This window comes from Paenibacillus oleatilyticus (assembly GCF_018998565.1).
GTDB classification, from domain to species: Bacteria; Bacillota; Bacilli; order Paenibacillales; family NBRC-103111; genus Paenibacillus_G; species Paenibacillus_G oleatilyticus.
Window position 1 is genome coordinate 302,598 of the sequence record NZ_JAHNZO010000003.1, and the last position, 26,134, is coordinate 328,731.

19 protein-coding genes and 2 riboswitches are annotated in these 26,134 nt (G+C 56.3%); of the genes, 15 read left to right on the forward strand and 4 right to left on the reverse strand.

Annotated features, from left to right (window positions below):
* Positions 1-62 precede the first annotated feature (62 nt).
* From KQX66_RS06160 to KQX66_RS06210, 11 genes are all read left to right on the forward strand, one after another.
* Positions 63-1,007, forward strand: a complete 945-nt coding sequence (locus KQX66_RS06160; RefSeq protein WP_253956958.1) for a carbohydrate ABC transporter permease — start codon at positions 63-65, stop codon at positions 1,005-1,007.
* A gap of 12 nt (positions 1,008-1,019) precedes the next feature.
* Entirely contained in the window at positions 1,020-1,853 is an 834-nt protein-coding gene (locus tag KQX66_RS06165) for a carbohydrate ABC transporter permease (RefSeq protein WP_216790982.1), read from the forward strand.
* A gap of 16 nt (positions 1,854-1,869) precedes the next feature.
* A complete protein-coding gene (locus KQX66_RS06170) occupies positions 1,870-2,982 on the forward strand; it encodes an ABC transporter ATP-binding protein (RefSeq protein WP_216790984.1) in 1,113 nt (370 codons plus the stop codon).
* Positions 2,983-3,186: 204 nt separating this feature from the next.
* Complete coding sequence (locus tag KQX66_RS06175) at positions 3,187-3,906, forward strand: DUF2189 domain-containing protein (protein WP_216790987.1); 720 nt, start codon at positions 3,187-3,189, stop codon at positions 3,904-3,906.
* Positions 3,907-3,909: 3 nt separating this feature from the next.
* Entirely contained in the window at positions 3,910-5,085 is a 1,176-nt protein-coding gene (locus KQX66_RS06180; protein ID WP_216790989.1) for an exo-beta-N-acetylmuramidase NamZ family protein, read from the forward strand.
* Positions 5,082-6,701 carry a beta-N-acetylhexosaminidase gene (gene nagZ, locus KQX66_RS06185; protein ID WP_306665862.1) on the forward strand — a complete coding sequence of 540 codons (1,620 nt, stop codon included), beginning with the start codon at positions 5,082-5,084 and terminating at the stop codon, positions 6,699-6,701. Before KQX66_RS06180 ends, nagZ begins: the two co-directional genes overlap by 4 nt.
* Positions 6,695-7,885 carry an anhydro-N-acetylmuramic acid kinase gene (locus tag KQX66_RS06190; protein WP_216790991.1) on the forward strand — a complete coding sequence of 397 codons (1,191 nt, stop codon included), beginning with the start codon at positions 6,695-6,697 and terminating at the stop codon, positions 7,883-7,885. The genes nagZ and KQX66_RS06190 overlap by 7 nt, the downstream gene beginning before the upstream one ends.
* 158 nt (positions 7,886-8,043) lie before the next feature.
* The gene (locus KQX66_RS06195) at positions 8,044-9,090 is read left to right on the forward strand and encodes a PAS domain-containing sensor histidine kinase (protein WP_216790994.1); all 1,047 of its coding nucleotides are present in this window, start codon (positions 8,044-8,046) and stop codon (positions 9,088-9,090) included.
* Positions 9,068-9,712, forward strand: coding sequence for a response regulator (locus tag KQX66_RS06200; RefSeq protein ID WP_216790996.1), 645 nt, complete (start codon positions 9,068-9,070; stop codon positions 9,710-9,712). Before KQX66_RS06195 ends, KQX66_RS06200 begins: the two co-directional genes overlap by 23 nt.
* Before the next feature lie 134 nt (positions 9,713-9,846).
* Positions 9,847-11,046 carry an NAD(P)/FAD-dependent oxidoreductase gene (locus tag KQX66_RS06205; protein ID WP_216790998.1) on the forward strand — a complete coding sequence of 400 codons (1,200 nt, stop codon included), beginning with the start codon at positions 9,847-9,849 and terminating at the stop codon, positions 11,044-11,046.
* A gap of 45 nt (positions 11,047-11,091) precedes the next feature.
* The gene (locus KQX66_RS06210) at positions 11,092-12,537 is read left to right on the forward strand and encodes an MBL fold metallo-hydrolase (protein WP_216791000.1); all 1,446 of its coding nucleotides are present in this window, start codon (positions 11,092-11,094) and stop codon (positions 12,535-12,537) included.
* An 80-nt stretch (positions 12,538-12,617) separates the two neighbouring features.
* On the opposite strand, the gene KQX66_RS06215 is transcribed toward KQX66_RS06210, so the two are convergent.
* The 4 genes from KQX66_RS06215 to KQX66_RS06230 all read right to left on the reverse strand — a co-directional run bounded on the left by KQX66_RS06215 (position 12,618) and on the right by KQX66_RS06230 (position 20,195).
* Positions 12,618-14,012: a hypothetical protein gene (locus tag KQX66_RS06215; RefSeq protein ID WP_216791002.1), complete on the reverse strand. Its 1,395-nt coding sequence runs from the start codon at positions 14,010-14,012 to the stop codon at positions 12,618-12,620.
* Positions 14,013-14,184: 172 nt separating this feature from the next.
* Complete coding sequence (locus KQX66_RS06220) at positions 14,185-14,982, reverse strand: transglutaminase-like domain-containing protein (protein WP_216791005.1); 798 nt, start codon at positions 14,980-14,982, stop codon at positions 14,185-14,187.
* Between the two features lie 14 nt (positions 14,983-14,996).
* Positions 14,997-15,084: riboswitch (cyclic di-GMP riboswitch) on the reverse strand.
* Between the two features lie 42 nt (positions 15,085-15,126).
* Positions 15,127-15,819 (reverse strand): class D sortase, encoded by a 693-nt coding sequence (locus tag KQX66_RS06225; protein WP_216791007.1) that lies wholly within the window; start codon positions 15,817-15,819, stop codon positions 15,127-15,129.
* 71 nt (positions 15,820-15,890) lie between these two features.
* Positions 15,891-20,195: a SpaA isopeptide-forming pilin-related protein gene (locus KQX66_RS06230; RefSeq protein ID WP_216791009.1), complete on the reverse strand. Its 4,305-nt coding sequence runs from the start codon at positions 20,193-20,195 to the stop codon at positions 15,891-15,893.
* Positions 20,196-20,251: 56 nt separating this feature from the next.
* Positions 20,252-20,335: riboswitch (cyclic di-GMP riboswitch) on the reverse strand.
* Between the two features lie 332 nt (positions 20,336-20,667).
* Between KQX66_RS06230 and KQX66_RS06235 the strand changes: the two genes are divergently transcribed.
* From KQX66_RS06235 to KQX66_RS06250, 4 genes are all read left to right on the forward strand, one after another.
* Positions 20,668-21,846: an ROK family transcriptional regulator gene (locus KQX66_RS06235; protein ID WP_216791012.1), complete on the forward strand. Its 1,179-nt coding sequence runs from the start codon at positions 20,668-20,670 to the stop codon at positions 21,844-21,846.
* A gap of 78 nt (positions 21,847-21,924) precedes the next feature.
* Positions 21,925-23,022 carry an extracellular solute-binding protein gene (locus KQX66_RS06240; RefSeq protein ID WP_216791014.1) on the forward strand — a complete coding sequence of 366 codons (1,098 nt, stop codon included), beginning with the start codon at positions 21,925-21,927 and terminating at the stop codon, positions 23,020-23,022.
* A 57-nt stretch (positions 23,023-23,079) separates the two neighbouring features.
* Positions 23,080-24,159, forward strand: coding sequence for an ABC transporter ATP-binding protein (locus KQX66_RS06245; RefSeq protein WP_216791018.1), 1,080 nt, complete (start codon positions 23,080-23,082; stop codon positions 24,157-24,159).
* A 15-nt stretch (positions 24,160-24,174) separates the two neighbouring features.
* A complete protein-coding gene (locus KQX66_RS06250; RefSeq protein WP_216791021.1) occupies positions 24,175-25,890 on the forward strand; it encodes an ABC transporter permease in 1,716 nt (571 codons plus the stop codon).
* Positions 25,891-26,134 lie beyond the last annotated feature (244 nt).

Consider the following 26,134-nt stretch of genomic DNA (forward strand, 5'->3'; position numbering starts at 1 on the left):
GGAGTCATATGGGGCCTTTTTTTTCGGACTCGCCGGCATAGGCATGATGAAGGAGGATCGCCATGAACCATTTACACAACGGGCCGGGTGTGCCGGGCCCAGCCATCCGGCAAAGGAAGGCGAACACTTCCGTCAAGCAGTTCATCCGGGATTACGGCTGGTCGTACTTGTTTATCCTCGTTCCGGTGCTGCTCTTTCTGGTGTTCACCCTGTATCCGGTCATCTCGGCGTTTCTGATGAGCTTTCAGAAATATACCGTCATGAAAACGGACTGGGTCGGCCTGGATAACTACAAGTTTATGTTTCAGGACGAAGTGTTCTGGAAGTCGATGAAAAATACCGTGATTTTCACCGTCGGCACGGTGCCGGTCAACATTATTTTGACGTTCGTGCTCGCTTTTCTCATCTTTCAGATGCGCCAGTCGTGGCAGACGTTTTTTAAAGCGGCCTTATACTTGCCGGGCGTCGTCTCGGGCGTGACGATCTCGCTCGTCTGGCTGGCGATCTTCGATCCGACCCCTTGGGGACCGATGAACACGGTGCTCGGCTGGTTCGGCATCGATCCGGTCATCTGGCTCGGCAAATCGAACAGCGCCTTGTTCTCGCTGATGCTGATGACGTATCTCGGCTCGCACGGGGGCGGCATCATCCTGTACCTTGCGGCGATGGGCGGCATCCCGAAATCGCTATACGAGGCGGCGGACATCGACCATGCGAGCGGCTGGACGAAGTTCACGAAAATTACGTGGCCGCTTCTTAAGCCGACGACGCTGTACTTGCTGGTGACGGGGGTCATCACCTCGTTTCAGGTGTTCATCAGTGTGTACCTGATGACGCAGGGCGGCCCGAACTTCGCCACGACGACGATTGCCTATCTCATTTACCAGACGGCGTTCGTCTTTTACGATTTCGGTTTGGCTTCCGCGCAATCGTTCGTGCTCGCGATCGTCATTATTCTCATCTCGATCATTCAATTCAAATATTTCTCATCGGACATCGAATATTAAGGGGTGACTGCGTTGAGCAACCAATCGAAAGTGATCTTCATCGGCGTTGCAGCGATCATTCTTGCTTTCTGGGCGGTCATCACGGTCATCCCCTTGTACTGGATGATTATCGGCTCGTTTCAGGATTCGCTGGCCTCGGCCGTCTTTAAGCCGCAGATGATTCCGGACATTTGGTCCGTTGCGCCGTACGAGCGCTTTTTCACGAAAAACAACGCCGTCCAATGGCTGTTGAACTCGCTGTTCGTCTCTTCCGTGCTGACCGTCACGAACCTGCTCTTCGCTTCCATGGCGGGCTATGCGTTCGCGAAGCTCAAATTTCCCGGGAGCAATTCGATCTTCTGGGTGCTGCTCGGCACGATGATGATTCCGGCGCAGGTCACGCTGATCCCGCTGTACGTGCTGGTGATCAACGTCTTCGACCTGGCGGATACGTATACGGCGATGATCGTGCCGACCTTGGTCAGCGTCGGGAATATTTTTCTCATGAAGCAGTATATGTCCACGTTACCGACATCGCTTATTCATGCCGCACGCATCGATGCCTGCAGCGAATTCGGCATTTTTTATAAAATCATCCTGCCGATGGCCAAGCCCGGGCTCGCCGTTCTGGCGATCTTCACGTTCGTGGCGAACTGGAACGATTTTTTCTGGCCGTTCCTCGTGACGCGCTCAAGTGAGATGCGGACGATTCAGGTCGGTCTCGCCAGCTTCAAATTTGCCGAGTCCACGGACTACGGCGCGATTATGGCGGGCGCGACGATCGGGGCTCTGCCGATGATCATCCTGTTCTTCTCGCTGCAAAAATATTTCCTGCAAGGGATCACCATAGGAGCCGTGAAAGGCTAGAAGGAGGAACGAAGCGATGGCACGCGTGGTGTTTCAAAATATACGCAAAGAGTATGTGGACGATAAAAAAGGGACCTTCACCGCGGTCGAAAGCTCCAATTTTGTGATCGAAGACCGGGAATTCGTTGTGTTCGTCGGTCCCTCGGGCTGCGGCAAAACGACCTCCCTGCGCATGATCGCGGGACTGGAGCGGCAGACGAGCGGCGATATTTACATCGGAGACCGTCTCGTCAATCAGATGCATCCGAAGGACCGCGACATTGCGATGGTGTTTCAGGATTATGCCTTGTACCCGCATATGACCATAGAAGAAAACTTGTCCTTCGGCCTCAAAAACCTGAAGCGCCCGAAGGAAGAGATCCAGCGCAAGGTGAAGGAAGCGTCGGCGATTCTGGGGCTGACGGACATGCTGGAGCGCAAGCCGCGGGAGCTCAGCGGCGGGCAGCGCCAGCGGGTGGCGGTCGGGCGCGCCATCGTGCGCGATCCGCAGGTGTTCCTGTTCGACGAGCCGCTCTCGAACCTCGACGCGAAGCTGCGCATTCAGATGCGGGTGGAACTGGCGGAGCTGCATAAGCGGCTCGGCGCGACCATCGTCTACGTGACCCACGATCAGGTCGAAGCGATGACGCTCGGCGAACGGATCGTCGTCATGAACCAGGGGCGCATTCAGCAGATTGCATCGCCGACGGAGCTGTACAACCGGCCGAGCAATATGTTCGTCGCCGGGTTTATTGGGTCGCCGGCCATGAACTTTATGGACGCGCGGATCGAACGCGGACACGTGCATGTGGAAGGGGCCTCCTTCACCTTGTCGGACGCCGCGGTCCGTGGACTGAAGGCGTATGAAGGCAAAAGCATCATTCTGGGGGTGCGTCCGGAGCATATATATGGCGAGGAGTTCATGCCGCCGGCCGCATCGGCGTACCGGTTGAACGCCGTCGTACAGGTCGTGGAAAATTTGGGCGCGGAGAATCTCGTCTACTTCCGGGTTGGTCAGCGGATGGTCACGGCCCGCGTCCATCCGGAAACGGTAGCGCAGGTGGGGCAGTCGAAGCTGTTCGCCTTCGACGGAGGCAAGCTGAATTTCTTCGATCCGGCGACGGAAGAGCGCATCGTGCTGGAGGTATAGGTATAAAAGAAGCAGTCCGGTGAATAGGAGCGGAGCAGCCGAAAGCGCTCTATAGAAACGAAGTGTTCGCCTTTGTTTCCGGATTTCAACCTTTTAAGGGGTAGTATGATAATGAAATCCGGGAACAAGAGCGATCGGAAGAGCGTTTCGGATGCGCAGCGCCTGCTATTCACCGGGTTTTTCCAGAAAAAGGAGGTATGTCCGATGCGGAAGCTTAGCGAAATCATGGTGCGCTCGGGATTGCAAACGTACCGCGAAATCATTCATGTCGCCTTGTTCAGCATCGTCAGCTCGCTCGTCTTGTTTCCGGTGCTGCTTTTCCTGCCCGTGCCGCTGGCTCTGCTATTGCTGGTGCTGCTGTACGTGCCTTTGGCGGCGGGCACGCTCTACGCGTGTCACCGTATTCAGCAGGGGGAGAAAGGGAGCGTGCGGACTATGCTCAAAGGAACGTTGGCCCATTACGGTTCTTCGCTCATCTTCGGGCTTGTCTGCGCTTTGTTCGTACTGATCCTCGTTTCCTCCTGGTGGTACTACGGCAGCCGGAGCGGGATGATGTCTTTGGCGCTGGCCGTGTTTCAGACCTACTTCGTGGCGCTCTTTTTCATCTCGCAAACCTATACGCTGTCTCTGGTCATTCAGGAGCGGCTCGGCATCTTCAGCGCCATGGGCCGCAGCGTCAAGCTGTTCGTCGCCCGTCCGATGTATACGATCGGTGCTTGCTTCCAGATGCTGTGCTTCGCCGTTCTGCTGGGTGTGACGGTCGTTGGATTTGCTTGCTTGTATATGGGCATGATCGGATTTTTTGCAAACCTGGTGACGGCGAACGTGCTGCGGAAGGATGAGGAGGCATCCCCGTCCGGCAGCGGGGCGGGCGATTCGACCACTGTGTCAGGCGACTTTCATCTTGCAGGCAGGGAGAGCTGAGCGATGGAGAGGATGGTACAGACCGGAGCAGATCGTCTTTCGCTGCTGGAATCTGAGCTTCTCGGATTGCGTTTCGGACTGCTGACGAACCCGACGGGCATCAACCGGCGGTTCGAATCCGTGATCGACCGGTGCGCCGGGTTCAAGTCGGCGGCTTTGACGGCGCTGTTCGCCTGCGAGCACGGCATTCGCGGCGAAAGGCAGGCGGGGGTCCGCTTCGGCGATGAAAAGGACGACAAGACGGGGATTCCCGTCTTTAGTTTATATGGGGACCACAAGCGGCCCACGGAAGAGATGATGGACGGTGTTGACGCCGTCGTTTTCGACATTCAGGATTTGGGCGTGCGCTTTTACACCTATTTAAGCACGCTGGTGTACATGATGGAAGCGTGCGCGGCTTACGGAAAACGGCTGATCGTGCTCGACCGGCCGAATCCGCTCGGCGGGATCGTCAGCGAGGGCGGGATGCTGGAGGCGGGCTACGAATCGATGGTCGGCGCGTGGGCGGTACCGTTCCGCACGGGGCTGACCATCGGCGAGTTTGCAGAGTATGTGAACAGCCACATGCCTGTGCGGTGCGATTTGCAGGTCGTTCCGCTGCTTGGCTGGGAGCGGGACATGGAATATCCCGCGACGGGGCTGCCATGGATCATGCCTTCGCCCAATATGCCGACGATGGATACGGTGCGGGTCTATGCGGGGAACTGCCTGTTTGAGGGCACGAATGTGTCCGAAGGACGGGGGACGACGCGGCCGTTCGAGCTGCTCGGCGCGCCCTGGATGGACGGGCGCGCGGTCGGCGAAGCGGTGAACCGCTTGGGGCTGCCGGGCGTGCACGCGCAGCCGGTTCATTTTACGCCGACGTTCTCGAAGTATCAGGGCGAGCTGTGCAGTGGCGTGCAGCTGTTCGTGACCGATCCGGCGGCATACCGTTCCGTCGCGACGGCGCTGCATCTGCTGCATACGGTTGCGGCGCTTTACCCGGCGCATTTTCAATGGACGCCGCCGTTTAAGGAAGGGCAGAAGCCTTTTATCGACTATTTGTCCGGCAGCGATCTGGTCCGCACTTCGATTCATACGGAGACGGGGCTGAACCGGATTTTATCGTTATGGGACGCGCAAGCGAAGGCATGGAACGACGCGAGGCGGCCTTATTTGTTGTACGGAGGGGAAGCATGATGGAGCTTGCAGGCATGACGTTGGAGGACAAGGTCGGACAGCTTATCCAGGCAGGCTTTCACAGCCTGGAACCGGACGAGCACATTTTGGACCTGATCGAACGGCGGCGAATCGGCGGCGTTATTTTGTTCGCGCGCAATGTGCAGAGCACGGCGCAGGTCGCGGCTTTGACCGGTAAGCTGCAGGAGGCGGCGCAGCGGGCGGGGACGGCTCCGCTGTGGATTTCCATCGATCAGGAAGGCGGCATGGTGGCGCGTATAACGGAAGGCGTCGCGCTAATGCCGGGAGCGATGGCGATTGCCGCCGGGGGCTCGGTGAAGGCGGCCTACGAAGCGGCTCTCGTTGCGGGCCGGGAGCTGCGGGCGCTCGGCGTCAACATGAATTTTGCGCCGGATCTGGATATCAACAACAATCCGGCCAATCCGGTGATCGGGGTGCGCTCCTTCGGCGAAGCTCCGGAGGCCGTTGCGGAGTACGGAGCGGCTTCGATCCGCGGCTTTCAGGACGCGGGTGTGTCGGCCACGGCGAAGCATTTTCCGGGACATGGCGACACCGCGACGGATTCGCATCTCGACCTGCCGACAATCCCGCATTCGCGCGAGCGCATCGAAGCGGTTGAGCTGGTGCCGTTCCGGCGCGCCGTTGCCGCAGGCGTCGATGCGGTCATGTCGTCGCACATCGTGTTTCCGGCGTTCGAGCCGGAGCGGCTGCCCGCGACCTTATCCCGCCGCGTGCTGACGGGACTGCTGCGGGAGGAGCTCGGCTTCGACGGCGTCATCGTGACGGATTGCATGGAGATGCAGGCGATTGCCGCTCATTACGGCACGGTGCAGGCGGCGGTTATGGCCGTGGAGGCGGGCGCCGACATCGTCTTGATCAGCCACAGCCGCGAGCAGCAGGAAGGCGCCCTCGACGCGCTGCTGGAGGCGGTCCGCTCCGGGCGGATCAGCGAGGAGCGGATCGACGCGTCGGTCCGCAGGCTGCTTGCGCTGAAGCGGAAGCGGCTGGCCGCCGGGACGGAGTCGCATGAAGCGGCGCTCCGCCTCGTCGGCTGCGAGGCGCACCGGCAGACGGCCCGGCGGATCGGCGAGGCCAGCGTGACGCTGGTTAAAGACGAGGAGCGGCTGCTGCCGCTGCGGCGCATTCCGACGCTGGTCATTCATACGTCGGCGGTCGCGACCTCGATTGCCGACGAAGCCGTCGAAATTCCGCATACGCTCGGAAAAGCGCTGGCCGCGCAAGGGCTGGACGTTATCGAACGGATCATTCCCGTATCTCCGGACGGCGAGGCGCTGCAAGCGTTGTTGATGCAAGTCAAGCCGTTCGGGCAGGTCGTCGTGGGCACATACAACGCGTCCTTCTTCCCCGGGCAGGTCCGGTTGATCGAAGCGCTGCGATCGCTGGGCAAGCGCCCGGTTGTGGTCGCGCTGCGCAATCCGTACGATTTGCGCGAATTCCCGGACGTGTCGACCTATGCGGCCGTGTACGAATCGAGGCCGCTTGCGCTGGATAGTGCGGCCAAGGGGCTGACAGGCGCGATCCCGATGTGGGGCAGGCTGCCGGTCACGATCAGCGAAGCCTATCCGGCGGGATGGGGGGCGGACGGGCCATGCTAGCGTCCTACTTCCGCAAGCCGCAGCGGCTGGTCGTCGGGCTGATGTCCGGCACGTCGCTCGACGGCGTCGATGCCGCGATCGTCCGCATCGCGGGCCAGGGCCTCGATACGAAGGTCGAGCTCGTTCATTACACCGCGGTGCCTTACGACGATACACTCCGCGAGAAGCTGAAGGAGCTGTGCAGCCTCGACCGCTCGAATGTGGCGATGGTATGCGGCATGAACTTTTATCTCGGCCGCATCTTCGCGGAAGCGGTGCGGCTGGCCGCTGCGGAAGCGCGGCTGCCGATGGACGAGATCGACCTCGTCAGCTCGCACGGCCAGACGGTGTGGCATATTCCCGAGGCCGACCCGAGCGAATGGCACCAGATCCGCTCGACGCTGCAAATCGGCGATTTGTCGGTGATCGCCAAGCTGACGGGCAAACCGGTCGTCGGCGACTATCGGACCGCCGATATGGCGGTCGGCGGGCAAGGTGCGCCGCTCGTGCCGTACGCCGATTTCATCCTGTTCCGGGACGCGGACAAGGGCCGCATCGCGCAAAATATCGGCGGCATCGGCAACTGCACCGCCATCCCGGCCGGCGCTCTGCCGGAGGACGTCATCGCCTTCGATACAGGGCCGGGCAACATGCTGATCGACGAAGCCGTCTATCAGCTGTCCGGCGGGGCGAAGAGCTATGACGACGGAGGCGCTTGGGCGGCGCAAGGGCGGGCAGATGACTCGCTCGTAGACCGGATGCTGAGCCATCCGTACTTCGCGCTGAAGCCCGTGAAGACGACGGGCCGCGAAATGTTCGGCAAGCCGTACGCCGCAGAGTGGATCGGCGAAGCGCGGCGGCTGGGGCTCGCGGACGCGGACATCGTCGCCACGTTCACGGCCTTCACCGCGCGCTCCATTGCCGCGGGCTACCGCGACTTCGTCTTCCCCGCCTGCCGGGCGGACGAAGTGATCGTGTCCGGCGGCGGGGCGCACAACCGGACACTGCTGCGCATGCTTGCCGGGCTGCTGCCGGAGCAGCGGGTGCTCACGTCGGATGCGTTCGGCATCTCCGGCGATGCCAAGGAAGCGATCGCGTTCGCCTTGTTCGCGAACAATTTCCTGCACGGCATTCCGAACCAACTGCCGTCTGCGACCGGCGCTTCACGTCCGACCGTCATGGGCAAGCTCGCTTTGCCGGAATGACCTGACCTTAAAATTTATCGCTTAACTTATGCAGCAAGCCTTTCTCAAGAGAACGTTCTGGGAAAGGCTTGCTGCTTTTTTTTGCCGCCAATTTGACGCATCACACATAAAAAAGGAAAATAAATAATATTATTTCCATATTTTGCGAGGTTGCTCTTATGGATCAAAACGATTATTTAAAGCAAATTTACACGCACCTGCAGGACGGGATCATTGTGATGGATCAAGAGCGCAGGATTGTGATGATGAATCCGTCGGCCGAACGAATTACCGGCTGGAGCGAAGGCGGACATGTGCCGTACTGCTCCTACTGTCAAACCAGAGCGCTGGAGCCGGGGGAAGAGCGCTGCTATCTGCTGGCTAAACGGGAGGTCCCGTACTTTCTGTCCTCGATGCCGACCTATGAAGGCGGTCTGGTGGAAATGGAAATGAGCACGGCCGTCATTTACGAGAATGCGGCGCAGAAGCGGCAGGAAGTACTGCTGGTTCTGAAGGATTTGACCGCCAAGCGGAAGGAGGAAGAAGCGAGAATTTCCAAAATGGTGCTGCAAAAGACGCTGGAAGCCCAGGAAAACGAGCGCAAACGGCTCGCTCAGGAGCTGCACGACGGTGTCGGGCAGTCGTTATATTCCGTGTCGGTGGGCCTTCAGGCGATCCGCTCCCGGACGAAGCATCAGGAGGAGGCATGGGGGAGCTATATGCAGGAGATCGTAGACGAACTGGAAAAGGTCATCCGCGATGTCAAGCTCTATTCGCTTCAGCTTCGCCCCCACAGTCTGGACCGGCTCGGTCTCATTCCGACGGTGAGCCATCTCGTCTCCACCTTGAACAAAGCGCATCCCGATCGGCAGCTGACGTTCAGCCACAGCCAAGTCGGCCACCGGCTGAAGCCGACTCTGGAAATCCATCTGTACCGGATCATTCAAGAGGCGCTGCACAATGCTTTGAAGTATTCGCAAGCCACACTCATGGAAGTGATTTTGTACCGCGAAGGAGCCGAGCTCGTGTTAACGGTACAGGATAACGGTATCGGATTTATCCGCGACCGGGTGGAGGAAGGACTCGGACTCAAGCACATGGAAGAGCGGGCCGACCAAATGGAAGGGCGGCTGCACATCCGGTCTCTTCCCGGAGAAGGGACCGCCATCCAAGTCAGAGTACCGTACAAGGAGGCGGAAGAGCATGATACGCGTACTGTTGGTTGACGACCACACGATGGTCCGCAAGGGACTTCGCATGCTGCTGGAAGGCTACCCCGAGCTTGAAATCGTCGGCGAAAGCCAAGACGGGTATGAAGCCGTCGACATGACGGGTCGGCTGAAGCCGGATGTCGTCGTGATGGACTTGTCGATGCCCAGCGGGCTGGACGGCTTCGCCGCTTGCCGGGAAATCCGCAGGCGGCATCCTTCCGTCAAGACGGTCATTTTGACCATGCACGACGAAGAGATTTTCGTCCGGCAGTCCGTTCAGGTGGAGGCCGACGGGTACATTCTGAAGAACAGTCACGGCGAACTGCTGCACCAGGCGATTGTCGAAGTCGTTCAGGGCAAGCGCTTTTATAAAACCTCTGTTTCAGACGATACCGTCAGGCGGTGGATGCATGCCGATGAGGAGCGGCAGCCGTCTCCTCTCACGACTCGACAGAAGCAGATCGTCCGCCTGACCGTGCTGGGCTACGCCAACAAAGAAATCGCCGAGCAATTGTCCATCAGCGTCAAAACGGTGGAAAACCATAAAACGAACATTATGCAAAAGCTGGAGCTGGATACGAAGCACGAATTAATCCAATATGCGATCAAAAACAACTATCTGGAGCTGGCGCTTTGAACGGCGTCCGTAGGGGAGTTCCCCTATGGCGCAAGGAGCGGCCCGGCAGTACACTGGCGTTGATGGAAATCGCACCGCAAGAACAGCAGCAGGCATTCGAGGGGCAACCCTAACACGTAAGCGGGAGGATGATTATGACAGCTCCAGAGCATTATTCCGTTGTGATCGTAGGGGCCGGAACTGCCGGGATTTCCGTGGCGGCGCGCTTAGCCCGGGCTTCCCGGGCGCTCCGGGGACGAATCGCGCTGGTCGATCCGGCGGCGAAGCATTATTACCAGCCTCTGTGGACCCTGGTCGGCGCAGGTGCGGCGAAGAAGGAGGAGACGGAGCGGGACATGGCCTCGCTCATTCCGGACGGCGTCGACTGGATTCAAGAGGCAGTCGTGTCGTTTGCCCCGGAGGACAACCGGCTCCTGACGCAGCCGGGAAGGACCGTCAGCTACGATTGCCTCGTAGTGGCGGCAGGGCTGGAAATCGACTGGGGACGGATCAAAGGCTTGAAGGAAGCCAAGGGCCTTGACGGCGTATGCAGCAATTATTCGTACGAGACGGTAGGCAGCACGTGGGACGCGATCCGGAATTTTCAAGGCGGGACCGCGATCTTCACGCATCCGAATACGCCGGTCAAATGCGGCGGCGCGCCGCAAAAAATCATGTATTTGGCGGACGACTATTTCCGAAAATCGGGGGTGCGCGACCGGTCGAACGTTATATTCGCCTCGGCCAAGGACGTCATCTTCGACGTTCCCAAATATGCGCGCACGCTGGAGCAAGTCATCCGGCGGAAAAAGATCGAGACGAAGTACCGGACCCATCTGATCGAGCTGCGTCCGGGGGCCAAGCAAGCGGTGTTCGAGCATCTGGGCACGAAGGAACAGGAAGTCCTCTCCTACGACATGATTCACGTTACGCCGCCGATGCAAGCGCCGGCGTTTATCCGCGAAAGTCCGCTCGCCGACAAGGGAGGCTGGGTCGACGTCGATCCTTCCACCTTGCAGCATAAGGCGTACCCGAATGTGTTCGGCCTGGGGGATTGCTCAAATTTGCCGACGTCCAAAACCGGCGCCGCCATCCGCAAGCAGGCTCCGGTCGTCGAACGGAACGTGCTGGCGTTCCTCCAAGGCGCGCCGCTGGCCGCAAGCTACGACGGTTATACGTCCTGCCCGCTGGTTACCGGGTACAATCGGCTGGTGCTGGCCGAGTTCGATTATAACCTGACGCCGCAGGAAACGTTCCCGTTCGACCAATCGAAGGAGCGGCTCAGCATGTACTTGCTGAAGAAAAATCTGCTGCCCGTCATGTACTGGAACGGCATGCTAAAAGGACGGATGTAGCGAGGCAAATCCCAATAAGCAAATTTTTTTAAAGGGGGAAGAACTATGCTGCTGCGGTATTTTTACGACGACAAACTGGCTCACGCTTCTTATCTGGTCGGCTGCCAAAGGACGGGCGAAGCGATCGTGATCGACCCCGGCCGCCACCCAGCGCCTTACTTGCGGACCGCCGAAGCGGAAGGGCTGCGCATTGTTGCCGCTACGGAAACCCATATTCATGCCGACTTCGTCTCGGGGGCCCGCGAGCTTGGCGTCGCGCATGGCGCAAAGCTGTATCTGTCGGACGAGGGTGGCGACGATTGGCGGTACCGGTACGCGGAAGAGGCGGAGTGCCGGCTCGTCAAGCACGGGGACCGGTTTGCGGTCGGCAACCTGTCGTTTGAGGTTCTGCATACGCCGGGCCATACGCCGGAAAGCATTTCGCTGCTGCTGACCGATCTCGGCGGGGGCGCCGACGAACCGATGGGCATTTTCACGGGGGACTTCGTCTTTGTGGGCGATGTCGGCAGGCCGGACCTGCTGGAAAAAGCGGCCGGCCTTCGCGGCACGTCCGAGGCCGGAGCCCGGGCGATGTTCCGTTCTCTCCAGCAATTCAAGGGGCTGCCGGATTACCTGCAGGTGTGGCCGGCGCACGGGGCAGGCAGCGCATGCGGCAAGTCGCTCGGCGCGGTGCCGTCCTCCACCGTCGGCTACGAGAAGCGGTTCAACCCGGCGCTGTCTTATACGGATGAAGAGGCATTCGTTCAGGTGCTGCTTGACGGTCAGCCCGAGCCACCGCGTTATTTTGCCGTGATGAAGCAGGTGAACCGGAAGGGACCGGAGCTGCTGAGCCGCCTTGCGGCGGTGGCGGAATTGGGATCGCTGGAAGCGTTAACCGCCTTGTGTGAGGCGGGTGCTGCGGTGATCGATACCCGCCCTGCCCAGGAGTTCGCCAAAGGACATTTGCAAGGGACGATCAATATTCCGTATAACAAATCGTTCCCGAACTGGGCCGGCTGGCTGGTCGATTACGAGCGTCCGCTGGCGGTATTGGCGAAGCCGGACCAATGGCCGGACATCTTGACCGCGCTCCGATCCATCGGCATCGACAACGTGGCGGGCTATATGGATGCGGGCAAGCTTAGCACAGACGCTTCCTCGCGCCTAGAGTCGTATGCTGAAGCGACCCCGTCCGAGATGGCCGGGAAGGTGGAAGCGGGGGACGTGCATCTGGTGGACGTACGGAGCTGGAGCGAATGGCTGGAAGGACGTATTCCCGGGGCGCGGCATCTCATGCTGGGCACCTTGCCCGGCCGTTTGAGCGAAATTCCACGGGATAAGCCGGTCTTGCTACAGTGCCGTTCGGGCGCGCGTTCGGCCATCGCCGCAAGCGTGCTGCAGGCCGGCGGGATCAAAGAGGTGATTAACTTGAGCGGCGGGTATATCCGCTGGCGGGAAGAGGGATTGCCGCACGAAGAAGGCGCGAAGCCGCAGACGGCCGGGAACAAGTAAAGCGTATAAAACAGGGAAGGGGCATGGCGGGGCTGCGAAGCCCTCCATGTCCCTTTCTCTAAGGCGCGATTAACATTGATTTATTTATAACCGCCGAGCAAATAGTTGTAGAACGGCTCATCGACCCAAAAGCGGTAGGACTCCACTTTGGCGTCCGGATGGATCTTTTGCAGGCCGGATGCGATCTCCCCGGTTTTATCCGACAAGGAGAATGTCTGCGCATAATAGTGGCCTTCGGTCAGCTTATTGTTCGAGATTTCCTTGTACGCGTCGATCGGGGTGAACGAATAGTAGAGCGGCTGCCACCAAGAGCTGGCGATCAGGCCTTTGGCGTCTTCGCTGTTCTTTTTGGCGTATTGGAAAATCACGTCCTGAAACTTCGCTTTTTGCTCTGCCGTATCGAATTCGAAGGCAATGTCATATTCCTTCGCATAGGCGATGTAGTTGCCGTTCTCGATCTGCACGACCTTGTAGCTGTCCGTTTGCTTCGGCTCGCCCCACTCCTTCAGGTAGACGAAGGCCGACGTTTTCGGCTCCAGCTGCACTTTGGCGTTCAAGCCCTCGCTGCGCAGCAGTCCGATCAATTGCACGGCGTGCGTAATATCGTCGTGCCCGTAGGTAAGCGACAGCTTCGGATCGAAGTTCGCGCTGTAGCGGGAATCCTTCAGATTGTAGCCGGTGATCAGGTTCAGCTTCAGCGCTTCGTCGACGATGGCTTGCAGCTCTTTCACCTGAATCAGATCCTGCGTTTGATACGCTTGGTACAGCTTGGCGAAAATATCTGCGTCGGCCACGGAGCCGATCGTGTGCTTGTAAGCGCCTTTGAACGACAGGACGCTGCCGAGCAGATCGGCGGCAAAATCGCCGGATGCCGCGTCGCCGAGTCCGAACGAGCTGTGCCATGCGGCAGGGAGCAGGCCCGTGTCCACGGCCGCCGCCAGCTCCTGCGCCGCTTGCAGTGACAATTTCGGATTGCCTGGATAGTCGATGCCGAGCTTGCGCAGCGCCGACTGGATTTTCGCTTCGGGGTATGTATAGGCGAGCTCCTTCAAATCAGCGGCTTTCAGCGCAATATAGACCGCTGCATCTTCCGTGAGAGGAGCTACCGCCTGCAGCGTTCCGCCCGACAAAACGCCCTTCTCGGCCAAAGCCTGAGCAGCCGCATACGCAGGGTCCTCGGGCTTCAGATCGTTAAACCGGTTCTCCCCGGCAGAGGAGTTGCCGAGCTTCAACGCCTTCGCCACGTCCTGAATAAATTCGCCCTTCGTAGGCGCAGCCGGCAGCTCGATCTTGTACTGGTTCTGCAAAAAGGCTTTATAAGCCGCAGCAGAGGGAGACGATACTGCCGCGGGAGTGGTGACCGCTTCCGCACGAACCGCGGTACCGCCGTACAGTCCGGAGTAGAGCAGAGCCGCCGATAAGCTGATGGCTGCGAGCGGGAATAACGTTTTCTTTTTGTTAACGGAACGATGCATGGCGAAAGCCTCCTCTATGTTGTTAATTCCAATAGAAAAACTTGTATTTGGATCATACCTCCTCGGGTTATTGCTGTCAATATCGGTTTACAAAAATGAACAAAGAAAAACCGTATTCCAGCGAATACGGTTAGTGTTCGTAATAGCGTTTAATTTTGTTCTTAATAACGAACTAATAGACCTGAGTAATCGTGTAATCGGCCGCATTTTTGATCATCGGGGTGTTTTCGCCGTTTTGCACGCGGGCGGCGTCGTACGTCGTATCGATCGTGACCCATTGCCCATTTAAGAAAACTTGATTCCACGCATGGTATGTCGTCGGAGCCGAGGCTTCATATCCCATCATCAGGCGGGTCGGGATATTTTGACTTCTGGCCATCGCCGCGAACAATGCCGCGTAATCGTAGCAAATTCCTTTCGCCGAGTCGTAAACGGCATCCAGGTCAGGAACATAACCGGGTTTGACCGACTGAGCCTTCTCGTAATCGTACTGGATGTTTTGCGTGATGTAAGCATAAATTGCCGCCGTTTTTTCCATATCCGTCATGGCGGCATTCGTCAGCTTGTTCATCTGGACAACGGCTTTCGTATTGCTGTTCCAGTTAATAAGCGGAATCGATTGGACGAAAACCGCATTTTCGTTATCCAATTTCAGCTCGATGCTTTCTTTCGAAACGACTTTATATTTATTATCGCTCATTAACTGCGCGATCAGGACGCTATATGTGCCATTGCCTCGCTGCAATGGATAGTGCGCCCCGTTCGTCAGGGTATAGTCGTAGTTATCATTGCCCTTCGATATGCGAACAATCGTCTTGGTATCGGTATTTTGCGTGTAATTCACCGCGATGAGACCTTTATCCAGAGCGGTTCGGTCGATTTGGTAGTTTTCGGTTGCGGCATATGTTCCTTTTGGTGCTGCCAGCAGCAAAGTTGTGATGAATGTCATCGCCAAAAGCTTTTTGAACATAAAAAAGCTCTCCTTTCGGTAACTGGCTGCCATCTTAGTTGCACTAAGGAAGGCCCTGTAGCTTTGCGTCCCCAACTTTCGTTAGGTTTGCCTTTATCGGTTGAAAGCACCGAAAATATTTTTTTATGCTTCTAGCATACCATATTATTGTTTTTCTATCAATTTCCCTTTCACAATGAGACGGTGTGTCGGGTTTTCCATAGGATGACAGGTGATTAACGTAATTTCCTTGTCTTTGCCGTTGCCTTTCAACACCCAGACGTCCTCGGGAAGAACGTATTGTTTCTCTTGGACCTCATACCGGTACTGCTGTTTTCCTGTATCGACTTCGACGATATCTCCTTTGTCGACCTCATCCAGCCGGTTGAAATTTTTGCCGTACGTGAAGTTGCGATGTCCGGCAATGGCATAATTCCCTACGGCGCCGGCCTTTCCGGTACCTGCGATGCTTGCGACGGAAAGCTTCAGATTGTTTACGGTTGCGTCCGTTATAATCGGCAGCTTCAGTTTAATCTTGTCGATGATTAAAATTCCCTCGATGGGCTTTCCTTGCAAAGGGTCCGGGTCAGCATTCGAAGGCTGCGGCTGACTGTCCGCAGGCGTTTCGAATGCAGGAGCGGGATCGGGAGGAACGACTGCCGATACCGGAACGGGATTCAGCGTATTCTGCTTTGGAACTGCGGTTTCGGTCGCTTGATCGATACGCTTCAAGGTTTCCGTCCACTGGTCCATCATTTGCTGCTGCCGGTAGATCTCATAGCGATCCATGATCGTAGGGTACAGAAAAATCGCGATTCCCAGAAAAATACACAAGATCGGCAGCGTTCTTTTGATCATCCAAGCTCCCTCCTTCGTCCTATCAAGCGGCCTAACGCGCACCGGAAGAGGCGCGCGTTAGGATGAGTTTTTTAGGTATTCTTCATAAATTTACGACGCAGCATAAATCCAAGAACGATCAAAGCAGCACCAGCCAGTTGGATGTAAACAGGGCTGGATTCTCCCGTTTTCGGCAGTGTTTCTTTTTTGGTTTTGTCGCTCGGCGGGTTACCAAGCGGCACTTCCCGGTTCACGAGGTCGATCGTTTCGTTACCGTCCGGTTTTTCCGGGATTTTCGGCTGATCCGGCGGGGGTGTTTTATCCCCATTCTGCGGACGGTCAACCGTCGGCGGGCCTAACGGCACCTGAGTATTGCTATCGATTGTTTCCTGGCCGTTCGGTTTATTGCCGTCCGGTTGAACTCCTCCAGGTGCCGGATTATTCGGCGTCGTTGTCGATGTATTTGTCGTCGGCGTTGTTGGTGTTGTCGGTGATGTAGAACCCGACGAACCTGACGAATCGGACGAAGACGACGATTTCGCGTTAGTTATCGTTAACGTATGCCCGTCCGCGGTTTGAATCGAAATCGGATGCTCCTTGGAATCGAGCACATAGCCTGTCGGAGCCGCCGTTTCCTTCACGACGTAATCGCCTGTAGACAGCTTATCGAACACGACTGTTCCGCTCGCATCCGTCGTTTTCGTGCCGATGAGCGTCAAGCTGTCGCCTTTCTTCTCATAGAGCTCGAAGGTCGCGCCGCTGAGCAGCAGCTCGTTTTGCGCCGAGTCTACCTTTTTCACCGTCAACGAGCCTTGAACTGTCGGCGTTGTCGGCGGATTAGTCGTGGTAACCTTATTGTTGGTGATCGTAAGCGTCACGTTGTCAGTCGTTTGAATCGAGACCGGATGCTCTTTGGAATCGAGCACATAGCCTGTCGGAGCCGCCGTTTCCTTCACGACGTAATCTCCTGCGGGCAGTTTATCGAATACGACTGTTCCGCTCGCATCCGTCGTTTTCGTGCTGACGAGCGTCAAGCTTGCGCCTTTTTTCTCGTACAGCTCGAAGGTCGCGCCGCTGAGCAGCATCTCGTTTTGTGCCGAATCTACCTTTTTCACCGTCAGCGAGCCTTGAATGACCGGCGGAATTGGCGGCTTAGGCGTGACCTTATCGTTTGTGACGGTCAGCTTCACATTGTCAGTGTTTTGGATCGAGACCGGACGCTCTTTCGAATCAAGCACATAGCCGTCCGGAGCCGATGTTTCCTTCACCGCGTAGTCTCCTACGGGCAGCTTATCGAAAGAAACCGTTCCGCTCGCATCCGTCGTTTTCGTGCCGATCAGCGTCAAGCTTGCGCCTTTCTTCTCATACAGCTCGAAGGTTGCGCCGTTGAGCAGCAGATCGGTCTTCGCCGAATCTACCTTTTTCACCGTCAACGAGCCTTTGATGACCGGAGGCTTCGGTGTGGCAGGCTTGGCGTTGGCGACGGTTAATTGAAAGCCGTCTGCGCTATTGATCGAGACCGGATATTCTTTGGAATCGAGCACATAGCCGTCCGGCGCCGCCGTTTCCTTCACGAAATATTCCCCGGCGAGCAATTTCTTGAATAATGCAGTCCCGCTCGCATCGGTTGTCAGCGTGCCGACAAGTACCTTATCCGAGCCGGATTTCCGGTAAAGCTCAAAGGTTGCCCCGCCAAGACGGGTCTTATTATCCGCTGCGTCCACTTTCACGACGGTAAGCGATCCTCTGACCCCGCCGATCGTACCGGAGCCGCTGCTGACTCCAACGACGATGCTGGTGGATGTATCCTTGGTTACCGTAGTTTCGTTATTGCCCGTAAATGCGATTTTGTTGGAGACCTTATCCTGATCTTTCGCAACGATTAAAGATTGATATTCCAGAATCGCTGCGGTAGACAGTTTTTTCAGGAAGCTTAATTCAAAGCTCTGCTTCCCGTCGTCGTCCGTCTTGATTTCCAGCGAATAATCTACGTCTTTAACCAGTTCGGTTCCCTTGGAAACCGTACCGCCAGCGTCTACTTTGGTTGTAAACAATTTGAACGTACCCGGCAGCAGAAGCTGGTTCTCGGATGGCGTATCGACAATTTTGGCATTGGTTACCGTGGATTGTCCGCGGTTGATGAGAATCGTCCAATTGATTTTATCGCCGTTTTGAGTGCCGCTCTTGTTCAAGTATTCGCCGCCGTGCGGAATGTTGACGGAAGCCGTCAAATTTTTCGATACCGGCGTTTTTCCATCGAAGACGGTTGCCGTGTTGTTTACTTTAGTGTCAATCAGCTTTCCTTCAAGGCTGGTCTTAAAGACAATGTAATACGGAGCCGAAATAGGCTTCAGGAAAGTCACGGTCAGCTTGTTGTCTTTGTCGACCGTATAGTTGTAATACGTGCTGTCGACAACGGTTCCCTGCGACGGATTGCCGTTGGCCGCAATATTCATGGTGTAGACGGCAAGCGAGTTGTCGAGCAGCTTCTGCCCGGACTCCAGCGTATCTTGAACGACTGCCCCGGCAAGCGTCTTGCCGTTATAGTTCACGCCGACCGTCCATGTAATCTGCTTCAGCGAAGCGTCATAGACGCCGTTCTTAAACCCGTTGTTTTTCACTTCGTTCCTTGGATCGAACGTGGCGGAAACCGTCTTTGTCTGTTCTTTGGAATTGCCGTCGACCCATACGACCGAAGCTTTGTTCAGGAAATTCGTCGCGTTGTTGCCGAGCCAATCCATGTTGAACTCGGTGCTGTAAGTAATTGTCACCTGTCCGTACAACGCCCGGTTAAACGTAATTTTAAAGCCTTGCTCGGCCGGTACGGAAGCGTCCACGGTGTAATCCGCCGCGTCCATCGGCTTGTTTCCTTCATTAACAGTCAGCGATCCCGGGATGAGACGCATACCCTTGTTAGGGAAGCTTTCCGTCACGACCACGTTGGTCATCGGCTCGTTGTCCTTGTTTAGCGTAATGCTCCAGGCTGCCGTTTTGGCATTGTAGTCTACGGCCTTGACGCCCTTGGTAATAATCACCTGATTGATGTCGCGCGTAGCCGTATCGCTGTCTCCGCTGCCGGAAGTTACCTTGTTCGTGATCTTCGTGCCGTCGAATACGCGATGATTGGCTTTGGTTTGATATTTGATTTTGTAAGCGGACGAGATGTCCTGCAGGAACTGCAGTTTAAAGCCGTTGCTTTTGGTCGCAGTCTCCGGAGTTACCTTGTAGCTTGCTGCAGGCAGCTCAGCTCCGAGGATCTCGCTTCCCTTCGAGTCGATCGTCACTTGATAGACATGGAGGGAGCCCGCTACCAAATCCTGCGTATCGTTGAACAAATCCGTCAAGAAAGCGTTGGCCTGACTGATCGTCTTCTCGTTGTAATTGTACTTGATTTCCCAATCGATCGTTTGCGTATTGGGATCGTATTTCGTCGACGTTTTGTCCAGAGCCGTGCCGCGCTGTACCGTAACGGTAGCCGTAGCGCTGGCCGGCTGCTTGTTGCTTCCTTCAAATGTCGCCTTGTTCACGAAGGAAGTCTGGTCCTCGCTGGTAACCGGCGTCGTGTACTGAATACGGTATGCCGTCCGAATCGGACTTTCATTAAAGCTGAGCTTCAATACATTGCCGTCCGTGCTCATGCTGTATTTGCTGCCGTCCACCGGCGCACCCTGAACGACCTTGCCGTCCAAGCTTACGCTTAGCTCGTATACGGCGACGGTGACCGGAACACCCAGCCCGGCTGGAATCGGATCGGTTACGACCGCGTTTTGCACAGCGGCCAGCTCTTTGTTCACATCGACCGTCCAGTCGATGCTTTTCGCATTGTAGCCTTTCGGCACGCCGCTTTTCCCGATGGTCGAAGTTACATTCGGCTTAAAGTGCAGCGTAAAGACCTGCTCGCCGCCTTTCACCGGAATTTTAATAATCTGCGTCGTGCTGCCGTTAATCACCTGCATATCGAACGCCGTCTGGAAAGTCAAAGTCCCTTTGACATCCGCCAGGTTTTCGATCGCCTCCAAGGTCATGACAACCTCGTGGCTGTCCTTGTAGACCTTGAATTTCCCAATCGCTTCGCCGCCTGAAATAAGCGGCTGGTCAGGGATATCGTTGTAAAGCTTGAATTGCTCCGGAAGCTTGAACGTGTAGGTATCTCCGTTCTTGTATCCGTGGCCGTTAGGCAGGGACCAGGTGTAGTCCAATTTCACCTTCGAGCCCGGCTCGTAAACGTCATCCGTTACCACGTTCCCGGACTTGTCGTACACCGCCATCGTTACGCTATCGATAATGTTGCTGGAAATCGGGGCTGCGTTGACTTGCGGCGTTAAGCCGAATGCATACAGCCACTGCATCATGATCAATAGAGCAACGAGCAGCGTACTGATCTTTTTCTTTGCCATTACCTCTTTACCACCTCCATCAGTTTCTGTTGGAACGGCAAAAAACACCTTCCAACTGAAAGGTGGTCCGGTTGCACTACTAGCTCCGTCGAATCCAAGTGCCCAGATACAGATTCGAGATCATCGCTTACCGATATCTAATATAACGCATAATGCTCAGGATTTCTGTGGCGTTTTACACCGAATTCCAATTTTTTTAAAAACTTTCCCCCAAAACGTTCCTATAAGCCGGTTGGTGATACCGAGGGCGGGGGAGAGGGGCCCGGTATGCCAAGCCGACCTTTCGAAAATCCGGAGGATAACCCGAAGAGCGATAAAAATCGGCTTCCGGGCCGGCGTTCCTGACAACAAAAAGATGTAGAAAGATGTAGAAATTTGTAGTTGACAATTTGTAAGCGAATACAATAAAATGATGACAAGAAAACTTTGTTAGTCATCTTAACTAACTTAATCGGAAAGGGGGGACAGCATATTGATTGGCAGAGGCCAAACGGGAAACGCCAAGCTGGTGAAGCACATTAACCGCGAAGGCATTCTTCATCAATTGAAAGAAAACCCCCGGGTATCGAGAGCCGATTTGGCGAAATTAACAGAGCTCAGCCGTCCGTGCGTATCGGCCTTGGTGGACGAGATGATCGTGGAAGGCTTGATCAGCGAAGTCGGGTTCGGAGAATCGAAGGGCGGCAGGAAGCCCATCCTTCTGGAATATAACTTTCAAGCTTACGGCGTCATCGGCGCGGTTTTCGAAGGCAGTACCCTGCAGTTGGCCATCGCCAACCTGAAGGGGGAGCTGCTGATTCAGCGCACGACGTGCCTGCCGCATCCGATGAACGGAGAGACGGCCATTCAGAGCATTGAGCAAGGGCTTGCGGCGCTGCTGAATGAAAGCGGATTCGATAAAGCAAGACTGCTTGGCATGGGGCTCGGCTTGCCGGGGATTACCCAGCGAAGCGAAGGTACGGTTAGCTACGCCCCCAGTACGGGATGGATGGGGCTGCCCGTGCGGAAGGAGATTGAAGCGGCCTTGGGGCTGCCTGTGGTCATCGAGAACGACGTTAATTTGATGACGCTCGGCGAATTCCACAAGGGCATCGGCGTCGGGCATTCCAATCTGGTGTATATGTATGCGGGAACAGGGATCGGCGCCGGCATTATGATCGACGGGCAATTATACCGCGGAGCCAAAGAGGCGAGCGGGGAGATCGGTTACATGGTGATCGGTCCGGTCGGAAACCAGACCAAGGGAGAATACGGCGTATTCGAGCGCAACTATTCCGTACGGGCCATTCGCGAGAAAGCCAAAGCCGTCCTCCCTTCGATGGACGAGGAATCGAGCATCGTCAAGCAAATCGTCGATCAAGCGAAAAGCGGGGGCGAAGCGGCGCAGACGCTTCTCGACGACATCTGCCGGCACTGGACCTACGGCATCGCCAATTTAACAAGCGTGATGGACCCGGCGCTTCTGATCCTCAGCGGAGAAATGCTGCATATCGGGGACGAAGGGGTTCATAAAATACAACAATGGTTAACCGACTGGGTTCCTTCCGTTCCCCGAATCGAGATGGCTTCGCTCGGCGATCAGGCGGGACTTATCGGGGCGATTCATTGCGCGCTGGAGGCTTTTCCGTCCACTTCCAAGCAGCAGCGGTAAACGGCTTTGTCGCTTCCGATGCCGTTTGGCTCAAGTGAAGACGCTTACAATTTCGCATAAAGTACAGGAGGTCAAAACATGACAAAGAAAAAAGCAACGACTTGGTTAACGGGGGCCGTGCTGAGCATGGCGATGCTGACGGTGACGGCCTGCGGAGGAAGCGCTTCCGACGGTGCTCAGAAGCCGGGAGACAAGTCATCCGACGCCTCGAAGCCTGGCGAGAAGCAGAAGCTGGTCATTTATACGGCCAGGGACAAAAACGTCGTCGAAGAAATTATCCCGAAATTCAAAGAGCAAAACCCGGGGATGGACGTCGAGGTTCTTACCATGGGAGCGCAGCAGGTGCTGGAGCGCGTGCGCGGGGAGAAGGCGAACCCGCAAGCGGATTTCTGGTGGGGCGGCACGCAATCGGCGCTGATGACGGCGGCGAACGAAGGGCTGCTCGAAAGCGTCAAGCCGAGCTTCGCCGACAAAATCCCGGCGATGTACAAAGACAGTCAAGACCGCTGGTACGGCGAAATGCTGCTGCCGGAAGTCATCATGTACAACTCCAAAGCGCTGAAAAAAGAAGACGCTCCCAAAGATTGGGACGACCTGCTCGATGCCAAGTATAAGGGCAAAATCATCATTCGCGGCGTGCTCGCTTCCGGAACGATGAGAACGATTTATTCTTCCCTGATTTACCGTCAAGACGCGAACGATCCGAAAAAAGGATACGACTGGCTGAAAAAGCTTGACGCCAACACGAAGGAATACGCCCAAGATCCGACCAACCTGTACCTGAAGCTGGCGCGCGAGGAAGGCACGCTGTCGCTGTGGAACCTGCAGGATATCATGATCCAGAAAGAGCTGCAAAAGCAGCCGTTCGACTTCATTTACCCTGCGAGCGGGGCGCCGATTCTGGTTGACGGTGTCGGGGTGGTCAAAGGTGCGAAAAACATGGAATCGGCAAAGAAATTTTACGAGTTCCTCTTTGATTCGAAGCTGCGCGTCGAGCTTGCGGAGAAGCTGTATCAAATTCCGACCCGTACGGACATCAACAAAGATACGCTTCCGGCATGGTTAAAAGGGCTGGAGCTGAAACCGCTGAATATCGATTGGGCCGTCATGGCGCAAAAAGAGAAAGAATGGATGCAGCATTGGGATGAGAACATCAAAGGAAAAGGTTCCAAATAATGCATTCGGGCGGAGGAGCTCCTCCGCCTGATCATTTTACCAAAGGAGGAAACCTGCTTGATAGAGGTCATACTGGATCACGTAAGCAAACAATTCGGAAACGTCAAGGGAGTTACAGATGTCAATATTCGGATTCAACCGGGGGAGTTCTTCACCTTTCTCGGGCCGAGCGGCTGCGGCAAAACAACGACGCTGCGGATGATCGCTGGGTTTTATTATCCGAGCGAGGGCCGCATCGTATTCGGCGATCAAGATGTCACGAACCTTCCCCCAAACAAAAGAAACACGGGAATGGTGTTCCAAAACTATGCTTTGTTTCCGCACATGACGGTGTTTGAGAATATCGCATTCGGTCTGCAAGTAAGAAAGGTTCCGAAATCCGAAATCGTTCAGCGCGTCGAACGCGCACAGAAGCAGGTTCACTTGGAAGGCTACGGCAACCGCCGTATCGATCAATTGTCCGGCGGCCAGCAGCAGCGGGTTGCCTTGGCTCGCGCGCTGGTCATCGAGCCGCAAATTTTGCTCTTGGATGAGCCGTTATCGAACCTTGATGCGAAGCTCAGAGAAGAAACGAGAATCGAAATCAAGAGACTTCAGCTGGAGCTGGGAATTACGACGATCTACGTCACGCACGATCAAGCCGAGGCGATGGCGATGTCCGACCGGATTATGGTCATGCAGGGCGGGGTTGTCCAGCAGATCGGAAGTCCAGAAGAAATATATAACCGTCCGGTCAACCGGTTTGTCGCTTCCTTTATTGGAGAGTCCAATCTGTGGGAAGGAACCGTGGAACGGGTCGAGGGCGGCGAAGCAGTCGTACGTTTCGCTCCGGGCCTCAGCCTGCGAGGTTTGACCGCCAACGCTGCGCCGGACTGCAAGCTGGAAGCGGGCAAGAGCGTGACGATGTCCATCCGTCCGGAAGCGGTCCGTGAAGCGCTGCAAGGCGAGCAGCAGGAAAATGTGGTCAAAGGAAACGTAGTCATTTCCGAATTTACGGGAGTCAGCGTGAACTACGTATCGCAAGTGGCGGGCCAGCAATTGAAAGCGATGTTCGTCAATCAAGGGCACCGGGTGCGCGGACGCGGGGAAGAGATTTCCCTGGTCATTCCAAAAGAAAGCATCTATTTCTTGGGATAGCGAGGGGATGAATCTATGAGATCTAAACCGGGAACAAGTTCATCCAAGCTGGGCTCCTTCACGCACTCGCCTTATTTCGTCTACGTCTTGGTAGCGCCATTGTTTTTGGTGCTCCTGGCTTATGTCGTGTACCCGTTGTTCCAGACGTTCGTGCAAAGTATCCAGGTAGAGGATCAGATGTCGCTGAAAAACTACGCCAAGTTTTTCAGTCTGGAGCATACGTCCAACCTGGAGGCGCTCTGGACCAGCATTTATATTTCCGTCTTAAGCGTCATCACCTGCGCGATCGTCGGCGTCGCCATGGCGTTCCTGCTGGAGCGCTACGAGTTCCCCGGCCGGAAAATTTTGGCCGTCCTCGTGCTCGTGCCGATGGCTTTGCCGCCTCTTGTCGGCGTGCTGTCGTTTACGTTCCTGTACGGTGAAAGCGGCATTATCCCAAGGGCGCTCAAAGCGCTGCTTCATCTCGATCAGGTGCCGTTTTCCTTGAAGGGCATCTGGGGCGTGCTCGTGGTGCATACGTTCACGATGTACACCTACTTTTACATGACGGCCTCCTCGGCGATCCGCGGTCTCGATCCTTCGCTGGAAGAGGCGGCGGCGAGTCTTGGCGCAGGACGGCTCTATATATGGCGGCGCGTCATTCTGCCGATGCTGACGCCGGCGCTGGTCGCCTCTTCGCTGCTCGTCTTCATGATCGCGATGGCGTCCTATACGGCCCCGCTGATCTTCGGGATCGAGCGGACGATGACGATGCAGATTTATTTGTCGCGGACGAACGGCAATCTGGATATGGCTGCGGCGCAGTCCACGATCCTGTCCGTCGTGTCCATTCTGTTCCTGCTCGTGATGCGCTGGTACCAAGGGCTGCGTAATTACCAGAACATGAGCAAAGGCGTCAGCGTGCACCGTACGGAAGTGAAGAGCGCCGTAGGCAAATATATCGCGATGATTCTGTCGATTATCGGCGTCATCATCCTGCTGCTGCCGATTCTCGTGCTGGTCTTGATCTCGTTCTCGACGGACGGCACGTGGACGACGCAGATTCTTCCTCCGGAATATACGGCGAAGCACTATGTGAAGCTGTTTACGGACAGCAAAACGTGGCGGCCGATTGCGAACAGCTTCCAGATGAGCTTCGTGGCGACGATCGGCAACATTATATTCGGCGTGGCGGCCGCCTATGCGATGGTCCGCTTGAAATTCAAAGGCAAAACGCTGCTGGACGTGCTGATCATGCTGCCGTGGGCGCTGCCGGGAACGGTCGTCGCGGTCAACCTGATCGCTGCCTTCAGCGAGCCGACCGTATTCAGCTTCAATCAGGTGCTGATCGGCAGCTTCTGGATCTTGCCTTTGGCGTATTTCGTCCGCCATTTGCCGCTTGTGTTCCGCTCCACGTCGGCGACGCTGGTCCAGATGGACGCCTCGGTCGAGGAGGCGGCGCGCAACCTTGGCGCCACTTGGTGGTACAGCTTCCGGAGGGTCGTCTTTCCGATGGCGCTGAGCGGGATACTGGCGGGCACGCTGCTCGCGTTCGTGCAGGGCATCGGGGAATTCGTTTCCTCCATTCTGCTCTTCACCGCGAAAAGCACGCCGCTTTCCGTGGAGATTTTCCAGCGGATGTACTCGTTTGAATTCGGTACGGCGTGCGCATACGGTGTGCTGCAAATTACGTTGATCATCATCGTGCTGTTCGTTTCGCGCAAAATGACGGGCGACAGCACGGCCGTGTAAATGACGGTCATCTCGTGGGGACACTTGAAAGTCCGGTGAATAAGGAGCGGAGGGAGCGGAATCGTTCTGGAGAAGCGCAAGCGGTTGCCTTTGTCCCCGGATACTAACCACTAAAGGGGTTAAACAATCAAAGAATCCGGGGACAAGAGCGATCGGAAGAATGATCCGCTCACGCAGCGTCTATGATTCATCGGACTTCAAAGTTCATCATCCACGTTATGATATACAGCGGGAAAATGGCCAT

Bases quoted from the DNA above. Each gene is read 5' to 3' on its own strand.
- KQX66_RS06160 (WP_253956958.1), top strand. From the start codon at position 63: ATGAACCATTTACACAACGGGCCGGGTGTGCCGGGCCCAGCCATCCGG.
- KQX66_RS06170 (WP_216790984.1), top strand. From the start codon at position 1,870: ATGGCACGCGTGGTGTTTCAAAATATACGCAAAGAGTATGTGGACGAT.
- KQX66_RS06175 (WP_216790987.1), top strand. From the start codon at position 3,187: ATGCGGAAGCTTAGCGAAATCATGGTGCGCTCGGGATTGCAAACGTAC.
- KQX66_RS06180 (WP_216790989.1), top strand. From the start codon at position 3,910: ATGGAGAGGATGGTACAGACCGGAGCAGATCGTCTTTCGCTGCTGGAA.
- nagZ (WP_306665862.1), top strand. From the start codon at position 5,082: ATGATGGAGCTTGCAGGCATGACGTTGGAGGACAAGGTCGGACAGCTT.
- KQX66_RS06190 (WP_216790991.1), top strand. From the start codon at position 6,695: ATGCTAGCGTCCTACTTCCGCAAGCCGCAGCGGCTGGTCGTCGGGCTG.
- KQX66_RS06195 (WP_216790994.1), top strand. From the start codon at position 8,044: ATGGATCAAAACGATTATTTAAAGCAAATTTACACGCACCTGCAGGAC.
- KQX66_RS06200 (WP_216790996.1), top strand. From the start codon at position 9,068: ATGATACGCGTACTGTTGGTTGACGACCACACGATGGTCCGCAAGGGA.
- KQX66_RS06205 (WP_216790998.1), top strand. From the start codon at position 9,847: ATGACAGCTCCAGAGCATTATTCCGTTGTGATCGTAGGGGCCGGAACT.
- KQX66_RS06210 (WP_216791000.1), top strand. From the start codon at position 11,092: ATGCTGCTGCGGTATTTTTACGACGACAAACTGGCTCACGCTTCTTAT.
- KQX66_RS06215 (WP_216791002.1), bottom strand. From the start codon at position 14,012: ATGCATCGTTCCGTTAACAAAAAGAAAACGTTATTCCCGCTCGCAGCC.
- KQX66_RS06220 (WP_216791005.1), bottom strand. From the start codon at position 14,982: ATGTTCAAAAAGCTTTTGGCGATGACATTCATCACAACTTTGCTGCTG.
- KQX66_RS06225 (WP_216791007.1), bottom strand. From the start codon at position 15,819: ATGATCAAAAGAACGCTGCCGATCTTGTGTATTTTTCTGGGAATCGCG.
- KQX66_RS06230 (WP_216791009.1), bottom strand. From the start codon at position 20,195: ATGGCAAAGAAAAAGATCAGTACGCTGCTCGTTGCTCTATTGATCATG.
- KQX66_RS06240 (WP_216791014.1), top strand. From the start codon at position 21,925: ATGACAAAGAAAAAAGCAACGACTTGGTTAACGGGGGCCGTGCTGAGC.
- KQX66_RS06250 (WP_216791021.1), top strand. From the start codon at position 24,175: ATGAGATCTAAACCGGGAACAAGTTCATCCAAGCTGGGCTCCTTCACG.